This is a genomic window from Halorientalis brevis, assembly GCF_023077655.1.
Map to the genome: position 1 here is coordinate 212908 of NZ_JALLGV010000007.1, position 16642 is coordinate 229549.

16 protein-coding genes are annotated in these 16642 nt (G+C 68.1%); 8 read left to right on the top strand and 8 right to left on the bottom strand.

Annotation, left to right across the window (positions count from 1 at the left end):
* Positions 1-19 precede the first annotated feature (19 nt).
* Entirely contained in the window at positions 20-361 is a 342-nt protein-coding gene (locus tag MU553_RS16585; RefSeq protein WP_247379497.1) for a glutaredoxin family protein, read from the bottom strand.
* Positions 362-409: 48 nt separating this feature from the next.
* Entirely contained in the window at positions 410-661 is a 252-nt protein-coding gene (locus tag MU553_RS16590; protein WP_247379501.1) for a BolA family protein, read from the bottom strand.
* Positions 662-945: 284 nt separating this feature from the next.
* Between MU553_RS16590 and MU553_RS16595 the strand changes: the two genes are divergently transcribed.
* From MU553_RS16595 to MU553_RS16605, 3 genes are all read left to right on the top strand, one after another.
* On the top strand, positions 946-1554 hold the full coding sequence (locus tag MU553_RS16595; protein WP_247379503.1) for a class I SAM-dependent methyltransferase: 609 nt from the start codon (positions 946-948) through the stop codon (positions 1552-1554).
* Positions 1555-1610: 56 nt separating this feature from the next.
* The gene (locus MU553_RS16600) at positions 1611-2060 is read left to right on the top strand and encodes a CBS domain-containing protein (protein WP_247379506.1); all 450 of its coding nucleotides are present in this window, start codon (positions 1611-1613) and stop codon (positions 2058-2060) included.
* A gap of 272 nt (positions 2061-2332) precedes the next feature.
* Complete coding sequence (locus MU553_RS16605) at positions 2333-3307, top strand: ROK family protein (RefSeq protein ID WP_247379508.1); 975 nt, start codon at positions 2333-2335, stop codon at positions 3305-3307.
* Between the two features lie 10 nt (positions 3308-3317).
* On the opposite strand, the gene MU553_RS16610 is transcribed toward MU553_RS16605, so the two are convergent.
* The 5 genes from MU553_RS16610 to MU553_RS16630 all read right to left on the bottom strand — a co-directional run bounded on the left by MU553_RS16610 (position 3318) and on the right by MU553_RS16630 (position 7031).
* The gene (locus tag MU553_RS16610) at positions 3318-4796 is read right to left on the bottom strand and encodes a sodium:solute symporter family protein (protein WP_247379510.1); all 1479 of its coding nucleotides are present in this window, start codon (positions 4794-4796) and stop codon (positions 3318-3320) included.
* The gene (locus MU553_RS16615; RefSeq protein ID WP_282594339.1) at positions 4797-5009 is read right to left on the bottom strand and encodes a DUF3311 domain-containing protein; all 213 of its coding nucleotides are present in this window, start codon (positions 5007-5009) and stop codon (positions 4797-4799) included.
* A 74-nt stretch (positions 5010-5083) separates the two neighbouring features.
* Positions 5084-5803 (bottom strand): 7-cyano-7-deazaguanine synthase QueC, encoded by a 720-nt coding sequence (gene queC, locus MU553_RS16620; RefSeq protein ID WP_247379512.1) that lies wholly within the window; start codon positions 5801-5803, stop codon positions 5084-5086.
* 2 nt (positions 5804-5805) lie between these two features.
* Positions 5806-6570 (bottom strand): 7-carboxy-7-deazaguanine synthase QueE, encoded by a 765-nt coding sequence (locus tag MU553_RS16625; protein ID WP_247379514.1) that lies wholly within the window; start codon positions 6568-6570, stop codon positions 5806-5808.
* The gene (locus tag MU553_RS16630; RefSeq protein ID WP_247379516.1) at positions 6570-7031 is read right to left on the bottom strand and encodes a 6-pyruvoyl trahydropterin synthase family protein; all 462 of its coding nucleotides are present in this window, start codon (positions 7029-7031) and stop codon (positions 6570-6572) included. The genes MU553_RS16625 and MU553_RS16630 overlap by 1 nt, the downstream gene beginning before the upstream one ends.
* Before the next feature lie 108 nt (positions 7032-7139).
* On the opposite strand from MU553_RS16630, the gene MU553_RS16635 reads away from it, so the two are divergent.
* The 4 genes from MU553_RS16635 (at position 7140) to MU553_RS16650 (ending at position 14220) form a co-directional block, all read left to right on the top strand.
* Positions 7140-8993, top strand: a complete 1854-nt coding sequence (locus MU553_RS16635) for a PAS domain-containing sensor histidine kinase (RefSeq protein WP_247379518.1) — start codon at positions 7140-7142, stop codon at positions 8991-8993.
* Between the two features lie 175 nt (positions 8994-9168).
* On the top strand, positions 9169-11469 hold the full coding sequence (locus MU553_RS16640; protein WP_247379521.1) for a PAS domain-containing sensor histidine kinase: 2301 nt from the start codon (positions 9169-9171) through the stop codon (positions 11467-11469).
* A gap of 328 nt (positions 11470-11797) precedes the next feature.
* Positions 11798-13117, top strand: coding sequence for an APC family permease (locus MU553_RS16645; RefSeq protein WP_247379523.1), 1320 nt, complete (start codon positions 11798-11800; stop codon positions 13115-13117).
* Positions 13114-14220 carry a 3-hydroxyacyl-CoA dehydrogenase gene (locus tag MU553_RS16650; protein WP_247379525.1) on the top strand — a complete coding sequence of 369 codons (1107 nt, stop codon included), beginning with the start codon at positions 13114-13116 and terminating at the stop codon, positions 14218-14220. Before MU553_RS16645 ends, MU553_RS16650 begins: the two co-directional genes overlap by 4 nt.
* A 2-nt stretch (positions 14221-14222) precedes the next feature.
* On the opposite strand, the gene MU553_RS16655 is transcribed toward MU553_RS16650, so the two are convergent.
* Positions 14223-15872, bottom strand: a complete 1650-nt coding sequence (locus tag MU553_RS16655) for a thiamine pyrophosphate-binding protein (protein WP_247379527.1) — start codon at positions 15870-15872, stop codon at positions 14223-14225.
* Between the two features lie 148 nt (positions 15873-16020).
* Here MU553_RS16655 and MU553_RS16660 point away from each other — a divergent pair, with 148 nt between their 5' ends.
* Complete coding sequence (locus tag MU553_RS16660; protein WP_247379530.1) at positions 16021-16596, top strand: peroxidase-related enzyme; 576 nt, start codon at positions 16021-16023, stop codon at positions 16594-16596.
* Positions 16597-16642 lie beyond the last annotated feature (46 nt).

Here is a 16642-nt window from a genome sequence, read left to right on the forward strand (position 1 = left end):
CTGGCCACGACGGCCCGGCTCAGGCGTCGAGGGTGGCCGCCAGTTCGCCGCGCTCCTCGAGTTGCTCCAGAATGTCGCTCCCGCCGACGAACTCGCCGTCGACGAACGTCTGGGGGATCGTCTCCCGCCCGCTGTGAGGTTCCAGCGCGGTCCGGAACTCGTCGAGTGATTCGAGCACGTCCACCGTCTCGAACTCGTCGCGGTGTTTGCCGATCAGCGCCATCGCCTTCTCGGAGTACCCACACTGGGGCATGATCGGCGTTCCCTTCATGAACAGGACGACCTCGTTGTCCGCGATCGCGTCGTCGACGCGCTCGGTCACCTCGTCCTGCGGCAGGCTCTCGTTCGGGTCGAAAGTCATACCTGTTACGTCGACGGCCCGAGGCAAATGCGTTCCGCTACCCCGCGGTCAGGCCGCGTCGTCACGTTCGGTCGGCGTGTACGTCTCGATCTCCAGCGCGTGGATGTCACGCGTCAGTCGCTCGCCCAGCGCGTCGTGGACCCGCTGGTGGCGGTCGACCAGCGATTCCCCCTCGAACGCGGGCGACACGACAGTCGCCGCGAGGTGATCCTCGTCTTCGGGCCCGCGAGCGTGCGTGACCGTCGCCTCGGCGTCGGGGATCGTCTCCTCGATACACGCTTCGACCTCGTCGAGATCCATGTCCCAGGGGAGGCAACCGAGGCAAAAAACAGTTCCCACCGCGCACGGCGTCCGCACCGCCAGCGAAGCGAGTATCATCGGTGATACTCCGACGGATGGATTTATTACCCATCACCCGCCAGTGTCAGTTACTGGCACACCGCGTGCCACCACCCCCCACCCCCACCCCCCACTTCTTCCTTTCGCGGTACCCACACCAGTATCCGTTCGCGACCGGCGGGTCTCGCCAGTGCGCCCGTGGCCGTCGGCCGGGATTGATGAGGGCGTCAGTCGTAGCGCCGTACATGCCGACGTGGGACGAACGCTTTCGCACGGGATCGTATCCACAGGACCCGGACCCGTCGCCGGTGCTCGAACGCTACCTCGGGGCGTTCCCGGACGGCCGGGCGCTGGACGTGGCGGCCGGGACGGGACGTAACGCCGTCTTCCTCGCCAGTGAGGGATACCAGGTGGACGCCATCGACCAGTCGCGGGCCGGCCTGGAGATCACCCGCGACCGCGCCGGCGAACGCGGCGTCGCCGACCGCCTGAACTGCATCCAGGCGGACGTCCCCTCCTACTGTTTCCCCACCGGCACCTACGACGTCGTGACGATCAGTTTCTACCGGGCCATCGACCGCCTGGCCGACCTCAAGGAGGCGCTGGCGCCCGGGGGCGCCCTCTTCGTCGAACACCACCTCCGGACGACCGACGACGTCGAGAGCGGGCCCAGTACCGATCGGTATCGCTTCGCCGCCAACGAGTTGCTCCGCGCGTGTCTCGACCTGACGGTGCTGTACTACGACGAGCGCACCGAGGACCGCGGGGACGACCGCCAGTCGGCCACCGCGCAGATCGTCGCCCGGAACACGACCGGGCCGCGACAGTCCTACCCCGCGGTGCCTCGCGAGTGACCGTCCAGCCCCGACGCCGCCAACACTGATATCGGAGCAGTGAGAAGACCGCGGGTATGCTCGTCAAGGACGTCATGGCGACCGACATCGTGACGTGTGACGTCGGCGCGACGCTCCAGACCGCGGTCGAGCGGATGCTGAAAAACGACGTCGGGAGCGTCATCGTCACGCACAGCGACGATCCGTACGGCATCCTCACCAAGACTGACGCGCTCCACGCCGGCGCCGTCACCGAACGCCCGTTTCCCGACATTCCGGTCAAGAAGGTCGCCAACAACCCCCTGGTCACGGCGTCGAAAAGCGAGACGGTCCGGACCGCAATCGATCGGATGCACGACAAGAAGATCAAGAAACTCCCCGTGGTGGAGGACCTCGACGTCGTCGGCATCATCACCCAGAGCGACATCAGCGCCCACTTCCACAGTTTCATCCGCGAGGCCCACGCGCTCGAACGGGGACACGCCGACTGGTCGAGCAACGACCGCGTCCAGGGCTTCGACGAGTGACGAGCCCGGCACGGCGTCAGCGCCGACCGCGACGACCTCTCACGAACGTACGCCCCGTACGTTCGACGCGGCAGAGACACCACCGAGCCGACGGCGGACGGTGAGAATCGTGACCCGAGCTCCAGCCACAGAACCGTCACGCGAGCGCCGGCAGCAGCAACGTTCCGCCACTCCGTCGGGGCGGCATCCGTCCCGCGACGGGAGGACGCGGCGTACTCGGTAGCGAGTAAAAATGGCGCATTTAAGTGACTGCATCACCCGGGGTCGACCAGATGGGACGGTACGGTGGTATCGACGTCGGGGGTACCAACACGCGGGCAGTCGTCGGCGACGACGACGGTGAGATTCTGGCGACTGCGCGAGCACCGACGCCGCAGGGACCGACGGGTATCGACGTCACCGAGGCCGTCCTCGACCTCCTCCGGGAGGCGTGTGCGTCCGCGTGGATCGACCCGGAGCGGCTCGACGCGGTCGGGGTCGGCTCGATCGGGCCGCTCGACCTCGCCGCGGGCGCGATCGACAGTCCGGCCAACCTGCCGGCGTCAGTCGAGTGCGTCCCGCTGACCGGGCCGATCAGGGAGCTGGTCGGCGGCAGCGACGTGTACCTCCACAACGACACGGTCGCGGGCGTCATCGGGGAACGGTTCTACGCCGACCACACCCCCGACGACATGGTGTATCTCACCATCTCGACCGGGATCGGCGCCGGCGTCTGCGTCGACGGCCGCGTCCTCTCTGGCTGGGACGGCAACGCCGGGGAGATCGGCCACCTGACGCTGGACCCCGCCGGCGCACTGACCTGCGGCTGCGGCCGCGACGGTCACTGGGAGGCCTACTGCGCCGGGTCGAGCATTCCCCAGTACGCTCGGCACGTCCACGAGACGATCGACGTCGAGACGGCGCTGTCCGTGACCGACGCGTCGTTTTCGGCCGCCGACCTGTTCGCGGCCGCCGGCGAGGACCCGCTCGCCGACGCGGTCGTCGACCGCCTCGCGGACTGGAACACCCGCGGGGTCGTCAACCTCGTCCACGCCTACGCGCCGCTGGTGATCTACGTCGGCGGCGCGGTGGCACTCAACAACCCCGACCTGATTCTCGATCCCGTCCGGGACCGCCTCGACGACGAGGTCATGTCGAACATCCCCGAGATCCGGCTGACGACGCTCGGCGACGACGTGGTCGTGCGCGGCGCCCTCGCCAGCGCGATGACCGCCGGCACCGGCGACCGGTCTCGACTGGCCGACTGACCGCGGCCGGTCAGTCGGCGCGGAGCCCCTCGAAGTAGACGGAGACGTCCTCAGCGGGCCCAGCGGTCGTGAGCGCGGAGAAAACGACGGTCAGCACGAGCCCGAGCACCATTCCGAGCAGCGACGCGTTCCAGCCGCCGAACACGAGCGAGGGGACCTGCGCGAGGAAGACGCTCGCGAGATAGAACGCCTGGCTGCCGACGACGCCGGCGAGGATGCCCCAGCGGGTCGTCCCGGTCCAGTAGAGCGCCACGAGCACGGGCAGCGCGAGTTGGGCGAAGCCGCCGAACGCCGTGTCGCCGATCTGAATGAGCGACCCCGGCGCCCAGAGGCTGGCGACGAACGCGGCCGAGGCGAAGACGACGACGCCGACGCGGGCGACGGCGTCCTCACGGCGGTCGCTGGCGTCCGGGTTGACGAACGGCCGGTAGATGTCGCGCGTGAGGTACGACGACCCCGAGAGGAGCATCGAGTCAGACGACGACATCATCGCCGCCATCGCGCCGGCGGTCACGAGCGCGGCGAACCAGACCGGCGTGTACGACGCGAGCAACACCGGCAGGACGTTGCCGTTCTCGGGCACGGTGACGCCGAGCCCCTTCGCCCAGGCGCCCAGCATGAACGCGGGCACGAACAGCAACACGACCAGCACCGGCCACAGCGAGAAGGTCCGCTTGAGGACGCGCTTGGAGCGCGCGACGAAAAAGCGCTGGTTGATCTGCGGGAACATCGCCACGCCGAAGGCGATGTTCACCGCGCTGGAGACGACGAACGCCGGCGAGTACGGCGCGCCCGGCGCGGCGGCCCCGCCGAGGGCCTTGAACTCGGCTGGCAGGCTGGCCGTCGCGGCGCTCGGCCCGCCGACGGCCGCGAGCACCCAGGCGACCGCCGCCCACACCATGGTGAGCATGAACAGTCCCTGGACGGTGTCGGTCCAGGCGACCCCCTGCATCCCCGCGACGACGACGTAGAGGATCATGAACACGGTGATGCCGCCGGCGCCGACCCAGAAGGGAACCGCCCCGCCGGTCAGCGCCTGGATGGCGGTGCCGGCGCCCTTCTGCTGGAGCATCACGTACGGGAACAGCCAGAACAGGCTGATAGCGGCGACGAGTCCACGCAGTCGCTGGGAGCCGAAGCGGTCGCCGAGCATCTCGCCGAGGGTCATGTACCCCTGGCGGCGCCCGATCAGCCACTGCTTGTAACCGACGACGTACCAGAGGATGGCAAAGAGGACGCCGTCCATCAGCCCCATCACGAGAATCCACTCCGGCCCGGCGCCGTAGGCGATGTTCGGGCCGCCGAAGAACGTGAACGCCGACAGCAGCGTCGCGAACGTCGTGAACAGCAAGACGACGGTCCCGATGTTCCGCCCGGCGAGGTAGTAGTCCTCAGCTGTTCGCTCGGTGGCCCTGTAGGCCACGACGCCGATCAGCAGCGTCACGACGAGGTAGGCCGCGATGATCCCGAGTTCGAGAAGGACGCTCATCTACGCGCCCTCCTCGATGCCGATCCCCCAGGCGCGCGTCGCGAAGACCCGGAAGACGGCAGCCGTCACGGCCATCCAGCCGACGTGCCACCAGACCCACACTGGAAGCCCCGCGACCACCGTCGCGTTCCGCCAGAGAAACCACGGCACGCTGAACGCCACCAGGATCGCAAAGACGGCGGTCCACAGGAGCGCTCGCTTCGATTCGATCATGCTACGTGGTGCTCTCTACAGCCCCGCGAAAGAATAGTACTTGCCAACCGTCGCCGCAGGAGCGCGGCCGAGCGTTACGCGTCGTCGGCGTAGTCCGGCCGCTCCTCGTAGGCGATGGGGTCGGCGACGTCGAGCCGCTGGAACGCCTGCAACCGGAAGGCACACGCGTCGCAGGTGCCACACGCGGGCGACTCCGACCGGTAGCAGCTCCAGGTGTGCTCGTAGGGCACGCCCAGTTCCAGCCCGCGCTCGGCGATGTCGGTCTTCGACCACTCGACGAACGGCGCGACCAGGTCGATCTCCGTGTCGGGTTTCGTCCCCACGTCGACGACCTGCTGGAACGCCTCGAAGAAGGACGGCCGGCAGTCCGGGTACCCCGAGAAGTCCTCGCTGTGGGCACCGATGAACACGGCGTCGCAGTCGTTGGCCTCGGCGTAGGAGACGGCCATCGACAGGAGGTTCGCGTTCCGGAACGGGACGTAGGAGGTTGGCACCTCCTCGCTGTCCAGGGCTGCGTCGGCGATGTCCAGTTCGTCGTCGGTGAGGCTCGACGCGCCGATGGCCGCGAGGTGGCGCGTCTCGACGTGGAGGAAGTCGGCCGCGGCGACCTCCTCGGCAAGCCGTTCGGCGCACTCGCGTTCCCTGTGTTCGGTCTCCTGGCCGTAGGAGGCGTGCAGGAGGTACGGGTCGTAGCCGCGATCCATCGCCTCGTAGACGGCGGTCGCGCTGTCCATGCCGCCGGAGACGAGGATCGCCGCGCGCTGCTCGGTCGTGGTGGGTGTGTCGTCAGTCATGCTCAGGTACCAGGGGCGTCGTTCCAGAGATCGACGTGCAGTCGGGGGGTGTACCGGTAGCCGCGGTCCATCGCCAACTCGGCCACCGCGTTTCGCGTCTCGTCCAGCGCCTCGCGGGTCGCGCCCTCGGGCATCAGCAGCACGTCGGAATCGTGAACGGTCGTCGCCGCCGCGTCGCGGACGCGTTCGACGAGCCGGTCGATCTCCGGCAGGTCGTCGGCGTCGGTGACGACGAACTTCAGCTGGCTCTCGTAGGCGTCGACCAGCGCGGCGAGGGCGTCCAGGTCGACGCGGCGCTGGTCGTGGCGCTCGGCCCACTTGCCCTCGCCCGTCGGGTCCTTCTCGGGGGTTGGCGTGCTACTCTGTAGTTTCGGGCTGATGCTCGCGAGGTCGACGTGCGCGTCCCGGAAGATGGTGCCGTTGGTCTCGACGGTCGTGTGATAGCCGGCGTCGCCGAGGCGATTGAGAAGGTCGACCGACGCCTCGTGGAGCAGCGGTTCGCCACCCGTGAGGACGACGTGCTCGGCCTGGTCGTACGAGTCGACCGCGGCGACGATCTCGTCGACGTCCTGCCAGTCGTGGGTCGGCTCCCAGGACGTGTGGTAAGAGTCACAGAACCAGCACCGGAGGTTGCAGCCGCTCGTGCGCACGAACACGGTCGGGACGCCCGCGAGCCGGCCCTCGCCCTGGAGCGAGTAGAACAGCTCGTTGATCGGCAGGGCGCCCTCGGTTTCGGCGTCGGTGGTGCCGTCGGCGTCGACCGGCATCAGTAGCTCGCGCAGAGTTCGCTCGTCTCGCGGACCTCGACGGACACGTCCGAGACGGTGTCCGGGAACGACTCGAGCATGCGCCGTTCGAGCACGACGCTCATCACCTCGGCCGTCGGCGGGTCCTCGAGGACGACCGTCGCGTCGCCGTCGCCGCTGGCCTCGAACGCCTCGACGAGCGGATCGCCGTCTTCGAGCAGGAACCTGTGATCCCACTCAGAGATGATCCCAGTAATATCGCCTTTGTCGACGACCCACCCCTCCTCGGTCAGTTCGCCCGTGACTTCGACAGTGATCTCGTAGTTGTGGCCGTGCGGGCGCGAACACTTCCCGTCGTGATGCAGCAGTCGATGGCCGGCACTGATCCGAATCGGCCGGTCCCGACCGACGTAGAGGGTTCGTTCGCCGGCAGTCGCCAGCGCCCCCTCGGGCTCTCGCTCTCGAACGCTCCCGTGAGTCATACTCGGAGATTATCCCAGGAGGTCTTATATGGCCGGGTTCGCGGCGCACGAATCACTGCTGAAAACAGGGAGAACGTTATTAATAGTTTAAATGCAATCGACGAGTCCATGGATGAGTCTCCGGCGTCCGTCGACGAGGAGCGGCACAGCGACGGGTTCGGCGACTCACGAGCACAACTGTGGGCAGCCACCGAAGAGTTGGCGGACGCCGGCGGGTGGGAGCTGGACGTTCGCACCCAGACGCTCCGCTGGACGGACGGAACGCGCCGTATTCACGAGGTCGGCGCGGAGTACGAACCGACGCTGGAATCCGCACTCTCGTACTATCACCCGGACGAGCGACCCAGGATGGCCGCCGCCGTCGAAGCGGCGATCGAAGACGAGGCGCCGTTCGACGAGACGGTTCGATTGGTCACCGACACCGACGACGTCCGGTGGGTCCGCGTCCGCGGGGAACCCGTCACGGAAGACGGCGAGACGGTCCGCGTGTACGGCGCACTCAGGGACGTCACCGAGCTGAAGCAGCGCGAGCGGACGCTCCGGACCAACGCCGCGAAGCTCGAGGCGCTGACGGCGGCGTTTCCGGACCTGGCGTTCCTGTTCAACGGAGCGGGGCGCTGCCTGGAGGTGTACGCCAACGAAGACAACGAATCGCTGCTCACGAGATCGCCGGCAGCGATCAGGGGTGAGACGGTCACGGACATGCTGCCGGCCGAGCCGGCCCAGAAGATCGTGAGCGCCATCGAGCGAGCGCTCGAGACGGAGGCGACGCAGGCCATCGAGTATCGGCTCGACGTGCGCGCGGGCACCCGCTGGTTCGAGGGACGCATCGCTCCGCTCACTGAACCCACCGAGGAGGGCGAGGGCGTCGTGATGGTCACCCGCGACGTCACGGACCGACACGAGACCGAGGCGCGACTGCGCGAGCGCAAAGCACACCTCAGGAACGCACAGGCCGTCGCCGACGTGGGCAGTTGGATCCGAGACGTCCCGGACGACGAAATCTGGTGGTCCGACGAGGTGTACAACATCTTCGGACGGTCCCGGGCCGACGGCTCGGTCGACCACGAGGAGTTCATGTCGTTCGTTCACCCCGCCGACCGCGAGCAGATGGCGGACGCGTGGAATGCCGCGCTGGAGGGCGACACGTTCGACGTCGAACACCGCATCGTCGTCGACGGCGAGACCAAGTGGGTGCGCGAGAAAGCGGAGATGGAGTTCGACGCCGACGGGCAGCCCCAGCAGGCGATCGGCGTCGTCCAGGACGTCACCGAACGCAAAGCGTACGAACAGCAGCTCGAAGCCCAAAACGAGCAACTGGCAGTGCTCAATCGGATCATGCGTCACGACCTCCGCAACAAGATGAGCGTCATCCTCGGATACGCGGAGGAACTCGACGAGCGGTTCGACGGCGAGCCCAGTTCCCTCGCGACCCGCCTGCGGACCGGGGCCGAGGAGTTGCTCGCGATCAGCGAGGAAGTCCACGACCTGCGCGACCTCTTCGAGAACGACGCGACACTGCGAGCGCTCGAACTCTCGTCGCTCGTCGACGACGCCGTCGAAGCGGTCCGTCGAGAACACCGCGCGGCGTCGTACGTGACGGCGGTGCCCGACGGCCTCCGCGTCCAGGCCGTCCCGGCACTGCAGGTCGCCCTGACGAACCTCGTCGAGAACGCGATCGTCCACAACGACAGCGAGCAGCCGCGGGTCGCGGTCGCGGCCGAGGAAGCCGACGAGACCGTCACCGTGACGGTGACCGACAACGGCCCGGGCATCCCCGAAACCGAGTACGAACACCTCACGGGAACCCGCGAACGAACCCAGCTCGACCACACGAGCGGCCTGGGACTGTGGGCCGTCCGCTGGATCGTCTCGAACTGTGACGGGGCGGTGCAGTTCGAGACGGCCGGCGACGGAACGACCGTGCGACTCCGACTGCATCGAGCCGCCTCGTCGGCCTGACCGACTCGCGTTGCTCGCGGCCGTGGACGCGTGGCGCCCATCCTGACATCGAAAAATGAACAAATAGTAACATATATCGGCACTCTACTGAAGAACCACAACCTCGAGCGGCCAGGAGTATCAGTTTTGACTTGCGGACCGTCATACTTTCGGAGAGTCAGCAATATGCTTACGTATGGATGCCGACGGTCCCACCGAGGAACAGCGGATCTCGGCGACGATCCGCGACGTCAATCGGGGACTCGTCGAATCGGAGTCGCTCGGAGAACTCGAAACGACGGTCTGTGCGGTGTTCGCCGACGCAGACCCGTACGTCTTCGCCTGGATCGGCGAGTACGACGCCGAGTGCGGGGAGGTCGTCCCGAGCACCGCGGCCGGAGTGGGCGAGGACTACTGCGACGACCTGGTGATCTCGGTACGTGAAGGCCCGGCGAGTCGTGGTCCCACCGCGACGGCCGTCCGGACCGGCGAGATTCAGGCCATCCAGAACATCCACGACGACCCAGACTACGAGCCGTGGCGCGAGGAGGCGCTCGCGCGGGGCTACGAGTCGAGTGCAGCCGTCCCCCTCGTGTGCGACGGCCGCGCATGTCGCGTGCTCAACCTCTACACCGACCGGCCCGACGCCTTCAGCGACGCCGAGCGGGAACTGCTCGCAGAACTCGGCGAGACGATCGCGAACGCCATCGCCGGCATCGAAGCCCGGAACGAGCTCCAGTCCCAGAAAGAGAAATACGAACAGCTGACAGAGCGCATCTCCGACGCGTACTACGCCGTCGACACGGACTGGACGATCACCTACTGGAACGATAAGATGGCCGAGCGGACCGGCGTCGCCGAAGCCGAGGTGCTGGGTGAAACACTGTGGACCGTCTTTCCGGAGGTTCGAGGAACGGAGACGGCAGCCCACTACCGGACGGCGATGGAGACGAGCGAACCGGCGTCGTTCGAGACGTTCCTCGACGATCCCTTCGGATACTGGGTGACGGTCGAGGTCTATCCCGACGCGAACGGACTGTCGATCTTCTCCCGGGAGATCACAGAGCGCAAGGAGTACGAACGGCGACTCGAGGCGATCATCGAGAACACGACGAACCCGATCTACCTCAAGAACCGCGACGGGGAGTACCAACTGCTGAACGACGCGGCTGCGAGCCTCTTCGGGCTGGACCCCGCAGACGCCGTGGGATTGACCGACGACGACCTGTTCGACGCGGAGAGCGCCGCCGCGATCAAGGCACACGACAGCGAGATCGTCGCGTCGGGTCAGTCCGAGACCGGCGAGACAGTCCGCCACATCGGCGGGCGCGAGCACGTCTTCATCGACAACAAGTTCCCGTACCGCGACGGGGCCGGCAACGTCGTCGGCGTCATGGGCATCAGCCACGACATCACCGGCCGGAAGGCACGCGAGCGCGATCTCAGGGAGACCAAGCGCTGGCTCGACCTGGCGCTCGACGCGACCGACACGGGCGTCTGGGAACAGGACCTCGACACCAACACGTCGACCTGGAACGAGAGCATGGAGCAGTTGTTCGGCCTCGATCCGAACACGTTCAACGGCAGTTACGAGGACTTCATCGACCTCGTTCATCCGGACGACGTTCCGGAGATCGCCCGTGCGCACAGACGGGCGATCGAGAGCGGCGACCTGTACGAGGCGGAGTTCCGGATCCAGCCCGACGAGGAGACGGAACGCTGGGTCGAGGCACGCGGGCAGGTCGTCACGACCGACGAGGGCCAGGGCCGGATGATCGGGATCGTCACCGACGTCACCGACCGGAAGACTCGCGAGCGACGTCTCCAGGAGCAAAACGAGCGGCTCGAAGTGCTCAACCGCATCGTCCGCCACGACATCCGCAACGACATGCAGCTCGTGGTGAGCCTGAGCGAACTGCTCGCCGCCCGGACCGACGACGAGACGCTGACCGACTACGCCGACCAGATCCTCGACCACGCCGATCACGTCGTCGAACTCACGCAGATCGCCCGTGACCTGATGGAGACGATCCTGCAGGACGGCACCAACCGCGAACCGACGCTACTCGCGCGCACGCTCGAAACCCAACTCGACGACCTCCAGTCCGCCTACGACCACGTACTCGTCGAGACCACGACGCCCATCCCCAGAACCGCCGTCTACGCCGACGAGATGCTCAACTCCGTCTTTCGCAACCTCCTGAAAAACGCCGTCCAGCACAACGACAGCGACCGCCCCGAAATCGAGGTGTCGGTCACCGAGTCCGACTCGACGGTGACCGTCCACGTCGCCGACAACGGCCCGGGCATTCCAGCGGGTCAGACGGAGTCGATCTTCGGCAAGGGCACCAAAGGCCTCGACAGCGACGGGACGGGGATCGGCCTCTATCTCGTCAACTCCCTCGTCGAGAGCTACGGCGGCGAGGTCTGGATCGACGCGAACGACCGGGACGGGGCGACGTTCAACGTCCGCCTGGAGACCGTCGACGGCGACTGACGCACCGGAACCGGTCCAGCGGGTCGCGGACCGCACACTCGGCCCACAACACCCCGGGACGCCGATCGCGAACCAGTTAGCGAACCATCACGAATATCAGCCGTGATAATCTGGAAGGTGCCTTTATTACCCAGCGGCGGAGAATTGCAGGTACTGGCACGCAGTGTGCCACTCACCCCCCACAACCCCCACCCCCCAATTCTCACTCTCGTGGGTTCCCACCCCCACGTTTCGACGACTGGTAGTGGCCTCGCCAGGGAGACGTGACAGCACAATCCAGTTGGAGGACAAACATTTTCACGCGGTACGACGTGTCAGAGAGTGTCACGTGCAACAGCCACACACCGATGACGGGATCAGCCTGCTCCACGCGGTGACGATCGAGGTCGGCCTGATCGTCGGCGGGGCGCTGTTCAGCCTGACGGGGATCGCCGTCGGCATCACGGGGCCTGGCGTCGTCGTCGCGTTCGTGCTCGCCTTCGGCATCGCCATCCTCGGGTTGCTGCCGACGGCGATGCTCGGCGCGGCGTTCCCGACGACCGGCGGGAACTACCGGTATCCGGCCGCGCTGGTCTCCCGTCCCCTCGCCTTCCTGGCCGCCTGGGGGCTGGGGATCAGCATGTTCAGCGGGGGCCTCCCGCTGTACGCGCTCACCGCCGGCCAGTACGTCGAGTCGCTCCTCCCGGTCAGCCCGACCCTCGTCGGCCTGGCGGTCCTGACGCTGTTTTTCGCCGTGAACCTGCTCGGTCTTCGCCCCGCCGCCACCGCACAGGTCCTGATGTTCGTCGGTCTCGTCGCCGCGCTCGGGTCGTTCATCGTCTTCGGCGCGCCGGCGGTGCGGACGGCGAACCTGACGCCGGCGTTTCCCAACGGCGCCGTCGGCGTCGCGACGGCGGCGGGCGTCCTCTACTTCGTCTGTCTCGGAGCGAACTTCGTCGTCGACATCGGCGGGGAGATCCGCGACGCGACGGTGACCATTCCGCGCTCCTTCGCCGTGAGCGTCCCGCTGGTGCTCGTCATCTACGCGAGCATCGGCCTGGTGGCGGTCGGCACCGTCGGCCCCGAGGCGATGGCGGGCGCGACGCTCGCCGTCCCGGCCGCGCAGTTCCTCCCAGCGGCGCTCCAGTCGCTGTTCGTCGTCGGCGGCGCGCTGTTCGCCATCGCCACCAGCGTCAACGCCGTCTTCATGATCACCCCGAAGTACCTCGAAGTACTGGCCGCCGACGGTCTGATGCCGCGGTCGCTCGCGGCCACGAACGACCGCTTCGACACCCCACACTGGGGCCTGGCGGTCGTCTACGTCTGCTCGGTGGCGGCGCTCGTCTCACCGCTGCCCATCGCCGAACTCGGCTCGCTGCTCGGGTTCGGTGGCGCGTTCCTCCTCGTCCCGGTGATGCTCGCGGCGCTCGCGGCGATCCGGACGAGACCGGGGGAGGTCGCCGCGGCCCTTCCGCTTCCGAACCGGGCCGTCGCCGGTATGGCAGCCCTCGCGATCCCGCTCAACTGCCTCCTGCTCGTCTTGCTGGCGAGCCAGTCGCCCACGGTGTTCGCCGCCTGGGTGGGCTCGCTCGCCGTCGGCGGGAGCTACTACCTCCTCAGAACGCGGACCGGTGAGCAACCGGTCACCGATCCCACTCTCGAGCCATGACACGACCACACACGACCGGCGTCGTCGGCGCTGGCCTGATGGGCCGCGACATCGCGGGCCTGCTCGCGAACGGCGGCTTCCCCGTCACCCTCGTCGACGTCGACGCAGACGCGCTCGCATCGGCACGGGACTACCACCAGACGATCCTCCCGGAGGCCCTCGACGCCGCGGGCCTCGACCCCACCGAGGGCCTGGCAGATCGGATCGACTACGACACCGACCTCGACGCGCTCGCCGACTGCGAGTTCGTCGTCGAAGCCGTCCCGGAACGGCTCGAGTTGAAACGGGACCTCGTGGCGGACCTCGAAGCCGTCCTGCCGGACGATGCCGTCGTAGGCACGAATACGTCGTCGCTGACGCCCGGCGACGTCGCCGCCGAGCTGGAGCGCCCGGAACGGGTCGTCCTCTTTCACTTCGCCAACCCGGCGCTCGAACGCGACGTCGTCGAGATTTCCGGCGACGACGCCGCCGAGCGCGCGCTCTCGATGGCCCGGGCCGTCGGCGAGGCGATCGACCGGACGCCGATCGAACTGGGCGCGGAGTACCGGGCGAACTGCCTCTCGCGGCTCTCGGCGAGCATCAAGTGCGCGGGCACCTGGGAGCTGCTGGCCGCCGACGCCGCAGCCATCGATCGCGGTGCGGCGAACGTCGGCTTCGACCGCGGCCCCATCGAGTTCATCGACCTCATCGGGATCGACGTCCACCTGGCGACCGTCGCGAACCTCGGCGAGGTGTACGGCGATCGGTACGCGCCGCCGCCCCTGATCCACGACCGCATGGACGCGATGGTCGCGGCGGGCGACCTCGGCAAGAAGACCGGGCAGGGCTTTTTCGAGTGGGACGGCGAGACCTGCCTGCTCCCCGCGGTCGACGAGCCCCACGACGTGACGCCCGTCGTCGGCGCGCTCGTCAACGAGGGCCACCGGCTCGTCCAGGACGGCGTCGGCGACGAGGACACGATCGACGAGATCCTCAAGCGCGGGTCCGGTGGCGACGTCGGCCCGTTCGACGTCGAGTCGATGCTCGGCCGGGACTTCCTCCGGGAGACTCTGCAAACGAGGTACGAGGAGACCGGCGCGGCCGTGTACGACCCGGTGTTCTAAAGTTACTCGACCAGCACCGGCGGCGCGGCGTAGGGGTCCACCTGCACGTCCAGCAGCGTCGGTTCGTCCGATTCGAGCGCCTCGGAGATGGCCGGACCGATCCGCTCGGGGTCGGTGACGCGCTCGCCGGCGCAGCCGAAGCCGCGGGCGACCTGCGCGTAGTCGACGCCGTCGTGGAAGTCCGTGGACTGGTCGACGTTGTACGCGCCGAGCTGGCTCATCTTCGATGAGCCCAGCGAGTCGTTGTTCGTGACGACCACCGTGATCGGGAGGTCCTCCCGCGCTGCGGTCTCCAGGTCGGCGACGTGGTAGCCGATGCCGCCGTCGCCCGAGAGCGCGACCACGGGCTGGTCCGGCCGCGCGACCTGGACGCCCAGCGCCTGCGGGAGACAGACGTTGATGCCGTCGCTGCCGCGCGCCTGGAGGTAGCCCAGACCCGCCGTTTCCGTCTCGTAGAACGCACCCGAGAAGAAGCCGGGGAAGCTCGTCGCGCTCACGAGGATCGCGTCGGCCGGCAGCCGCTCGTTCAGTTCGCCCACGACGCGCTGGGGCTTGACCGGGGTCTCGTCGCTCGTCAGGTCGTCTTCGTGGGCGGCGCGCCAGTCCGCGCGGTCGGCGGCGAGGTCGTCGACGCGCGCGGCGCGGTCGGCGTCGCCCGTGGCCGCGTCGGCGAGCGCATCGAGCGTCGCCCGGAGGTCGGCCCGCACCGCCACGGTGGGTTCGTAGTTGCGGCCGAGCCACGCCGGGTCGAGGTCCACGTGAACCAGCGGGACGTCCTCGGGCACGAGCGTCCACCCCACCGAGGTGAGTTCGCCGAACCGCGTTCCGAGCCCGATGACGAGGTCCGCGTCCGCGACGGCGTCGTTGGCCACCTGGCAGAAGCCCCAGCGGCCGACGACCCCGAGGGCGTAGGGCGCGGTCTCGGCGACGGCGCCTTTCCCGTTCATCGAGGTCACGACCGGCACGTCCGCGGTCTCGGCGAACGCCGAGAGCGCGTCGCTGGCACCTGCCCGGATGACGCCCTCGCCCGCGACGATCACCGGGCGCTCGGCGTCGGCGAGCAGGTCCGTGATCGCCGCGATCGAGTCGTCGCTGGGGGCCGGACGCGTCCGCGGATACGTGCCGTCCACGTCGCCGCGGGGCTCGCGGTCGGTCTCGGCTGCCATCACGTCTTCTGGGAGGTTGACGTGGACCGGCGACGGGACGCCGGTCGTCGCCTCTCTGACGGCGTGTTCGACCGCCGCGACGGCTCTGTCCGGCGTCTCCGCGTCGGCCGTCGACGCGGTGAACGGGTCGAGGATCGCCTCGTTGTCGCCGTCCTGGATGACGCCGGTGCCGCGGGTTTCCCGGTCGTTGCCGCCCGTGAGCGCCAGCACCGGCGAGGACGCGCCGGCGGCCTCGCAGAGCCCGACGCTCATGTAGGCGGCGCCCGGGCCGCTGACGCCGTCGACGACGCCGATCGTCCGGGCCGCCCGAGCGTAGCCGTCCGCCATCAGCGTCGCGCTCGCCTCGCTCCGGGCGAGGACGTGCCGCAGATCCGAGCCGGCCAGGCTCGCGTAGTAGGGGTCCATCTGCTCGCAGGGGAAGCCGAACACCGTCTCGACGCCGGCCGCCTCGAAGAGCGCCGCGACGGCGTCGGTCGTCCGCGCCATCAGTACTCGCCTCCGTGCGTCGTGGGGACAGTGTGCATACCAGTGACCTGTGAGAGCAGGGACAAAAACGCTCCCCCGGTTCCAGTACCTGTGCGACCTGGGGCCGCACCGCCCAACACCTATGGCGCCTGCACGAGCAGCCAGTCGTATGGCAGACGAAATCCCAGCCATGACGCGGTTTCCAGTGCCGGACGTCGAGGAGCTCCCCCCGGAACTGCAGGAGCGGATCGAGGAAGAGACCGAGCGCGCCGGCTTCACGCCCAACGTGTTCCGCGCGCTCGCCTACCGGCCACAGCAGGCCCAGGCGTTCATTCAGTACCACGACGCGCTGATCGAGGAGACGGCGCTGGAACGCGAGGAGATCGAGATGATCGTCGTCACCGTCAGCGGCGTGAACGACTGCCTGTACTGCATCGTCGCCCACGGCGCGCTCTGCCGGATCTACGCCGACGACCCGCATCTGGCCGAGCAGCTCGCCACCAACCACCGGACGGCAAACGTCAACGAGGCCCACGAGGCGATGCTCGATTTCGCCGTGAAGGTCACCGAGGAGCCCGCCCGGATCGACGACGAGGACCTCGAAGAACTGGAGGCCCACGGCTTCAGCCGGAAGGCGATCTGGGACGTCGGCAACGTCGCAGCGTTCTACAACCTCTCGAACCGGCTCGCCCACCTGACGGACATGCGACCGAACGCGGAGTTCTACGACCTGGGCCGCGACTAGGGGCGTGCAGTCACGCCCCACGTGCGTGTGATTCCACCACAGACAC